General features: G+C 29.3%; 7 protein-coding genes. 4 read left to right on the forward strand and 3 right to left on the reverse strand.

Going from position 1 to position 7,646, the window contains the following annotated elements; all coding sequences use genetic code 11:
* Positions 1 to 91: 91 nt before the first annotated feature.
* Together IAA47_01130 and recG are read right to left on the reverse strand one after the other, a co-directional pair.
* Positions 92 to 1,801, reverse strand: coding sequence for a proline--tRNA ligase (locus IAA47_01130; protein MBU3841598.1), 1,710 nt, complete (start codon positions 1,799 to 1,801; stop codon positions 92 to 94).
* 86 nt (positions 1,802 to 1,887) lie between these two features.
* On the reverse strand, positions 1,888 to 3,939 hold the full coding sequence (gene recG / locus IAA47_01135; GenBank protein ID MBU3841599.1) for an ATP-dependent DNA helicase RecG: 2,052 nt from the start codon (positions 3,937 to 3,939) through the stop codon (positions 1,888 to 1,890).
* A gap of 220 nt (positions 3,940 to 4,159) precedes the next feature.
* Here recG and IAA47_01140 point away from each other — a divergent pair, with 220 nt between their 5' ends.
* The 3 genes from IAA47_01140 (at position 4,160) to IAA47_01150 (ending at position 6,166) form a co-directional block, all read left to right on the forward strand.
* The gene (locus IAA47_01140; GenBank protein ID MBU3841600.1) at positions 4,160 to 4,990 is read left to right on the forward strand and encodes an endonuclease/exonuclease/phosphatase family protein; all 831 of its coding nucleotides are present in this window, start codon (positions 4,160 to 4,162) and stop codon (positions 4,988 to 4,990) included.
* Positions 4,991 to 5,052: 62 nt separating this feature from the next.
* The gene (locus IAA47_01145) at positions 5,053 to 5,388 is read left to right on the forward strand and encodes a zinc chelation protein SecC (GenBank protein ID MBU3841601.1); all 336 of its coding nucleotides are present in this window, start codon (positions 5,053 to 5,055) and stop codon (positions 5,386 to 5,388) included.
* A gap of 16 nt (positions 5,389 to 5,404) precedes the next feature.
* Complete coding sequence (locus IAA47_01150) at positions 5,405 to 6,166, forward strand: EFR1 family ferrodoxin (GenBank protein MBU3841602.1); 762 nt, start codon at positions 5,405 to 5,407, stop codon at positions 6,164 to 6,166.
* 124 nt (positions 6,167 to 6,290) lie between these two features.
* Here the strand turns inward: IAA47_01150 and IAA47_01155 are convergent, their stop codons facing one another.
* On the reverse strand, positions 6,291 to 6,560 hold the full coding sequence (locus tag IAA47_01155; GenBank protein MBU3841603.1) for a GNAT family N-acetyltransferase: 270 nt from the start codon (positions 6,558 to 6,560) through the stop codon (positions 6,291 to 6,293).
* Between the two features lie 218 nt (positions 6,561 to 6,778).
* On the opposite strand from IAA47_01155, the gene IAA47_01160 reads away from it, so the two are divergent.
* Positions 6,779 to 7,501, forward strand: coding sequence for a YaaA family protein (locus tag IAA47_01160; GenBank protein MBU3841604.1), 723 nt, complete (start codon positions 6,779 to 6,781; stop codon positions 7,499 to 7,501).
* The last annotated feature ends 145 nt before the right edge of the window (positions 7,502 to 7,646 follow it).

Raw genomic sequence — 7,646 nt, forward strand, 5'->3', positions numbered from 1 at the left:
TTAGAAGGTTGATAAACTAAATATAAAAAGCTCAAGAATGATTAACTCACCACTCTTGAGCCTATTTTATAACTTTTACTAAATTATCTTATTAATATTGCTTCATTAATTCTCTTACTTTAGAGATAACTTCATCTTTAGAGATTTCAAAAGTTTCTCCTGTTTTTCTTATTTTTAACTCTACAATTCCCTCATTAGTTTTTTTACCACAAATTACTTTAAATGGGAATCCAATTAAGTCAGCATCTTTAAATTTGAATCCAGGTCTCTCATCTCTATCATCTATCATTGTATCTATTCCATTATCTAATAATGAATTATATAGCTCTTCTGCAAGTGCAACTTGAGCTTCATCCTTCATATTAGCTGGAATTACATCAACTACATATGGAGCTATTGCTGTAGGCCAAACAATTCCAAATTCATCATTGTTTTGCTCAATAGCAGAAGCAAGTGTTCTTGAAACTCCAATTCCATAACATCCCATTATAATTGGATGAGTTACACCTTTCTCATCTATAAATGTAGCTTCTAACTTTTCAGAATATTTAGTTCCTAATTTAAATATATGTCCTACTTCTATTCCTCTTGCTGAAGCAAGTGTTCCTCCACATTTTTCACATACATGTCCTGGTTTTACAGTTTTTACATCTTTTACTATATCAGCTTTATAATCTCTTCCATAATTTACATTGATATAGTGAGTATCTAATCTGTTTCCACCAGCTGTATGGTTAGTGATTTCTAAAACTGTATCGTCAGCTACAATTTTTATATCTCCTAAATCTTTTCCAAATGGTCCAATAAACCCTTTTACTAGTCCTAATTTTTCTAATTGCTCATCAGTTAATAGCTCAACTTCTATTGCGTCTACAGCATTTTTAAGTTTAGTCTCATTAACTTCGTAATCTCCTCTGATTAAAACCATATATACTTGATCTGTTCCCATATCTCTGTACATCATAGCTTTAACTGTTCTTTCTACAGGGACATTTAGATATTCAACTACATCTTCTATTTTTGATACATTTGGAGTATCTACTAATTCAGTAGCCTTTAACTCCTCTTTCTCAGCATGGAATATTTTACTTACAGCAGTTTCTACGTTTGCTGCATAATCACAGCTCTCACAGTAGATGATTTCGTCCTCTCCTGAATCAGCTAATACATGGAACTCTTTTGATCCACTTCCACCTATTGCTCCTGAATCAGCCTCAACAGGTCTGAATTTTAATCCACAGCTAGAGAAAATTCTCTTATAAGTAGCTTCCATATTATCAAACTCTTTATCTAAAGACTCCTTTGTAGAGTGGAAAGAGTAAGCATCCTTCATTATGAACTCTCTTCCTCTCATAAGTCCAAATCTTGGTCTTATCTCATCTCTGAATTTAGTTTGGATTTGATAAAGGTTTAATGGTAATTGTTTGTATGAAGCAACATCGTTTCTAATTACATCAGTTACTACCTCTTCATGTGTTGGCCCTAATACGAAATCTCTCTTTGCTCTATCTTGTAATTTCATCATTAATGGTCCCATTACTTCCCATCTTCCACTCTCTTTCCAAAGTTCAGCTGGTTGTAATACAGGCATGAATATCTCTTGAGCTCCTGCTCTATCCATCTCTCTTCTTACAATATTCTCTACTTTCTTAAGAGCTTTTAATCCTAATGGTAGGTAAGTATACACTCCACTAGTTAATTTTTTAATCATTCCTGCTCTCAAAAGAAGCTTATGACTTGCTATTTCTGCTTCTTTTGGAGTTTCTTTAAGTGTCTTAATATAACTCTTACTGAATCTCATCTCTTCCTCCGTATTAAAATTTATTTTACTATATATTTTATCATATTGTCTCTTACTTTGTCTAAAGGTTTTTAATTTTCTTAATATTATTTTACCTCTTTGAATTTTTGTGAGATATCCTCAATTAGATACTCATTTTTTATCTCTCCGTTATTCTCCTTTAGATACTCATAACATATATCTTTAACCAACTTTATAGTTTTTACATCGTGTACTATATCTACAAACTTCAAATCACTAAGTCCACTTTGTTTTGTTCCAAAAATCTCTCCAGATTTTCTAAGTCTTAGGTCCTCTTCAGCTATCTTAAACCCATCTTGAGTCTCTTCCATAACTTGAAGTCTAGCCTTTGAAGTAGCATTCTCTGTCTTTGAAACTAAAAAACAATAAGATTGATGCTCTCCCCTTCCAACTCTTCCTCGAAGTTGGTGTAAAGCTGAGAGTCCAAATCTTTCAGCATTGTTGATTACAATTATAGATGAGTTTGGTACGTCTACTCCTACTTCTATTACTGTTGTAGATACCAAAATATCTAACTCTCTATTTTTAAATCTACTCATAATCTCATCTTTTTCAGAATTTTTCATCTTTCCATGTAGTACACCTATCTTGTAGCTAGGTAGAAACTTCTCCACCTCTTCCATTAACTCCTGTGTAGATTTTGCTGAAAGTTTCTCACTCTCTTCTATAAGAGGAGCTATAAAATAAGCTTGTCTTCCCTGAGATAATTTTTTCTCTATAAATTCATACATAGTTTCTATCTCTTCATCTGTAGCTATCCATTTTGTACGTATTGGTTTTCTTCCAGGTGGTAACTCATCTATTACAGATACATCTAAATCTCCATATATACTGAGAGCTAATGAACGTGGAATAGGGGTAGCACTCATTACTACAAGATTAGCTAGTACTCCTTTATCTCTTAAAGCTTTTCTTTGTAAAACTCCAAACCTATGCTGTTCATCTATAATTATCATTCCTAATTTATGAAAAACTACACTCTCCTCTATAAGAGCATGTGTTCCTATAACTATTCCTACTTCACCATTAGCTATATCCTCTAAAAGTTTTTGCTTTTTCTTTCCAGTAAAGCTTCCTGTGAGTAATTCAACTCTCACTCCCAGTTTTTCAAACTTATCTTTTACAGATAAATAATGTTGAACCGCTAAAATTTCAGTTGGAGCCATTAAAACTCCTTGATAAGAGTTTTCTAACATGTAGAGAAGAAGTACCATTGATACTGCTGTTTTTCCACTCCCAACATCTCCTTGTACCAATCTATTTACTATTCTTCCATTTGCTAAATCTCTATATATCTCTGTAATCACTCTCTTTTGGGCATTTGTTAGTTCAAAGGGAAGAGAAGCTAAGTATTGTTTTACTAACGTCTTTTTATCCTCAAGATGATATCTCTCTATATTTTGATTGTCTACTTCAAATCTTTTTTGAAGTATTCCCATCTCCAGAACTAATAATTCTTCTACAGCAAAACGTCTCTTAGCCTCCTCTAAGTTTTTATTATTTCTTGGAAAATGAATCTCTCTAAGGGCCTCTTTTCTCCCTATAAGCCTATATTTTTTTATAATCTCTTCTGGAATATTCTCCTCTATAATTGCAAGAGTATTTTTTAAAGTTAATTCCATCAACTTTCTCAAAGAGTTTTGAGGTAACTCCTTACTTGAGCTATATATTGGTAAAATCTCTCCCTCATCTACTCTCTTTTGATTACTACTTAACTTAAACTCTGGATTTACAAGTTGAAATATATACCCTCTCTTTACCTGTCCTATGAATATATATTCCTCTCCTATCTTTAAACTCTTTCTAAGATATGGCATCTGAAACCAAACTAACTCTATTACTCCACTTCCATCTGTGGCTGTAGCCTTTACCATCTTAAGCCCACTACGAGTAGGAGGTGCTGAAACTGTCATAAGAGTAGCCTTTAATACTACATACTCCTCTCCTCTTAATTCTCCTATCTTTTTTATATTAGTTCTATCATCATAAGCTCTTGGAAAGTAGTAAAGCATATCAGCTATGGAGTTTATCCCTAATTTTTCTAACCTCTTTATATTTTTAGTATCTATCCCCAATTCAATACTTTCCAATGGCCAATATATTTTACTGTATATCATCTCCTCACTTCCTTTCTCATTTTATATTTTTTATTATAACATATATTCAACTATTTATTTCTTTTTTATTTTCATAACACTTACACTATTATTTCAGTTTAAAATGTATTATATTAATATTTTTTTAATAAATAACATTCATATTTTCATATTGACAATTTTAAAAATTCGTGTTAATATCATTATATGAATTAAAAAAACATTTTCTTAGGAGGAAAGTATGAAAAAACTTATTTTTATTTTCACATTAATTTTATCCATTATAACATTTGCAGAAGAAAAAATTAAAGTTGTATCTTTCAATATTGCAGCTGGAGCTAAAAATTTTAAGGCAGATTTAAATAAAACTGCGGATGCAATTAAAGCTTTGGATGCAGATATTATTGGAATACAAGAAGTTGATAGACTTACAAAACGTAGTGGTTATGTTGATCAAATTAAAGTATTAGCAGATTTAACAGGATATAATTTTGTTTTTGGAAAAACTATTGATTTTGATGGTGGTGAATATGGAATAGGAATTCTAACTAAACATCCAATCTTAAAAGCAGAAAAAATTGATTTACCAAATGAACCAAATGAAGAACCTAGAGTTGCTTTAATGGCTCAAGTAAAAGTTCCTACTATCCAAGAACCTGTGAATTTCATAAATACACATCTTGGAATAGTTTTGAATGCTAAAACTGATGAAGAATTAGCTAGAGATAGTTCAATTAGAGTTAGACAAGCTAAGGTTATTAATGATTATGCTACTAAAATAAAAGGGCTTAAATTTTTGGTTGGTGATATGAATGATAGAATTAATTCTGATTCAATGACACTACTTAAATATAATTGGAAATGTGTATTTGATGAAGAAACTTCTAAAACATATACTTATTCTGCTACTGAGCCTTTTAAAGGTATTGATTTTATATTTGTTAGTCCTGAAAAACAATGGAATATAAATGCTTTTGTTCCGTCAACTGAAGAGTATAGAAATGAAACAGGAATAGATTGGAGAATTATAAGTGATCATCTTCCTGTGATTGCTACATTTGAAGCAAAATAAATTTATTAAGAACCCCAAATTAGGGTTCTTTCTTATTTTATTAAATTAATTGGGAGGTAAAAATGAGCAATCCTAAAACAGCACTTGAACTTATGAAAGCTAGATATGAAGCATATACCAAAGGAGATATTGAATTTATAAAAAAAACTCACGACCCTAAAACTGCTAGAGGAATAGATTGGAAAGAGGCAGAGGAGTGGTCTAAAAATTCTAAATGGTTGGGTCTTGAGATTGTTGAAACTATTGCTGGAACTCAATTTGATAAAGAGGGAATTGTCGAATTTAAGGCTAAATATATTGATATGGCTACTGGTGAAGAGATTATTCATCATGAAAGAAGCTATTTTGTAAAAAAAGGTAGACACTGGTACTATAAGGGATGGTTACCTATTAAATAATAAGTGAGGTGTTACTATGGAAATATATTATTTTTCTGGAACTGGTAATTCTTTGTATATTGCTAAAAGAGTAAAGAAATATATTGATAATTCTGTACTCATTCCTATCGAAAATGTTTCACAACTTAATGAGATAAAGCCACTCTCTTCTGAAGTTGGTTTTATTTTTCCTGTATACTTCGGAGATATTCCAAAGATTGTAGAATCTACAATAAAAAAGTTTAATTTCTCAACTGTTAATTATATTTTTGTTATTCCTAATTGCTATAGTATCTTTGGAAAAACTTTTCTCACTTTTGAAAAACTTTTAAAATCTAAAAATAAAAATATAAGTTATAGAAATGTTTTATTTATGCCTGATAATGCGATACTTTTTCCTATAGAGAAAGATCAGGAAAAACTTGAAGAAATTGAAAAAACTATCTTACCTATTCTTAATGATATTAAGAATAGAATTATTACTCCAAATACACCTACAACTTACACTCAAATACTTCAAACATTCTTTATGAAACTTTTTTCTGAATGGGAATTTTCACCTAAAAAATTTAAAGTAAATAGTAACTGTATTGGGTGTGGAATCTGTAAACAAGTATGTCCCTGTAAAAATATAGAACTTAATAATAAGAGACCTTTATTCGGTTCTAATTGTACACATTGTTTATCCTGTTTTCATTGGTGTCCAAAAGAAGCTATCTCAATGAAAAATTTTACAATCAAAAATAGAAGAAAATATCATAATCCCAATATTGTATTAGATGAAATTATTAGAAATTAATTCTCTTTAAAAAATAAAAAGAGTTTTCAAGTAATATATTACTCAAAAACTCTTTTTTTATTATTCATCTAATTCAGTACAAGCTTTTTCATACTCTAATTGACTTGCTTGAAATCCCTTTTCTTTATAAAGTTATAATTGCTCTATATCCCATCTCCTTAGCTTTTTCTATTGTATAATTTATTAACTTTCTTCCCAATCCCTGTCTATGAAATTGTGGTGATATAAATACAGGTCCAAAAGAAATTATAGGATATTCTACTCCCATTTTATCTACTATCTTAGAATTATTATAAAAAATAGCTCCTTCTACTTCTCCATTTACTTCAATAACATAAGTTAATTCTTTTATAAAATCTGGACTTTTACGTAACTTATTTACTACTATATGTATATCTGTTCCTGGAAAATATAGATTTCAAAAAGCTTCTCTTGCAATCTCTTCAACTTTTCTATAATCTTTTTCTTCTTCTTTTCTTATAATTATATTCATAATTTACTCCTTCACTTTATTTTCTCTTTCATTGTACCAACTATTTTATATCAAGTAAATAAATTTCTTGAACTTCTTTTTAAAATTAGATAAAATATTATAAAAAAGTGAGGTTATTTATGAAAATGATTTTTTCACCTAGTAAGACAATGAAATATAAAAATATAAATTTTAAAGTAACTAAAGCTATTGAGTTTTCTAATCATACTGAAACTTTGATTAAAAAATTAAAAACTTTTTCAATAGAAGAGGTTGGTAGTTTTTTTAAATTAAAAGGTAAACTTCTAGAAGAAACATATAGTAATATTCAAAATTTTGAAATTCTTTCTGAATGTGAGGCTCTTTCTCTCTATGAAGGAGTTACCTTTAGACAATTAGAGATAGAAAAATTTACTGATAAAGAGATCGAATATCTAAATAAAAACCTTTTTATTTTTTCAGCTCTTTATGGAGTCATATCACCAAATACAAAAATTAAGCCTTATCGTTTAGATATGACTATAAATATTTTAGAAGAGAGTATGTACAAATTTTGGAGTAAAGATATTAATAATTTTCTTGAAAATTATTCCACAGAAATTTTTATTAATCTTGCCTCTAAAGAGTTTTCTAAAATTTTAGATTATAAAAAATTTAAGGTTATTGATATTGAATTTAGGCAGAAAATTGATGAAAAATTAAAAAATATTAGTACTGAAGGGAAAAAAGCTAGAGGAATGATGCTTAATTATATGACTTTAAACTCTATTGAAGACATAGAAAAAATAAAAAAATTCTCTGAAGATGGCTATAGATTCTCTCCAGAAAACTCTACAGAAAATAAGTTATTCTTTATAAAATAATTTAAAAAGGAGAGGGTAACTACTCAGCTATGAGTTTTTACAAAAAATAAAAATAGCCAAATAGAGGGAGTTTTCAACATTTTTGTTGAAGGCTCCCTTTCTATTCAACTACTGGTAACATAATTTCGCATAAATCAAATATACT

The organism is Candidatus Fusobacterium pullicola, from assembly GCA_018883725.1.
Lineage (GTDB): Bacteria > Fusobacteriota > Fusobacteriia > Fusobacteriales > Fusobacteriaceae > Fusobacterium_A > Fusobacterium_A pullicola.

Excerpts from the sequence above, each read along its gene's own strand:
- IAA47_01145 (MBU3841601.1), top strand. The coding sequence starts at position 5,053 with ATGAGCAATCCTAAAACAGCACTTGAACTTATGAAAGCTAGATATGAA.
- IAA47_01130 (MBU3841598.1), bottom strand. The coding sequence starts at position 1,801 with ATGAGATTCAGTAAGAGTTATATTAAGACACTTAAAGAAACTCCAAAA.
- recG (MBU3841599.1), bottom strand. The coding sequence starts at position 3,939 with ATGATATACAGTAAAATATATTGGCCATTGGAAAGTATTGAATTGGGG.
- IAA47_01150 (MBU3841602.1), top strand. The coding sequence starts at position 5,405 with ATGGAAATATATTATTTTTCTGGAACTGGTAATTCTTTGTATATTGCT.
- IAA47_01140 (MBU3841600.1), top strand. The coding sequence starts at position 4,160 with ATGAAAAAACTTATTTTTATTTTCACATTAATTTTATCCATTATAACA.
- IAA47_01160 (MBU3841604.1), top strand. The coding sequence starts at position 6,779 with ATGAAAATGATTTTTTCACCTAGTAAGACAATGAAATATAAAAATATA.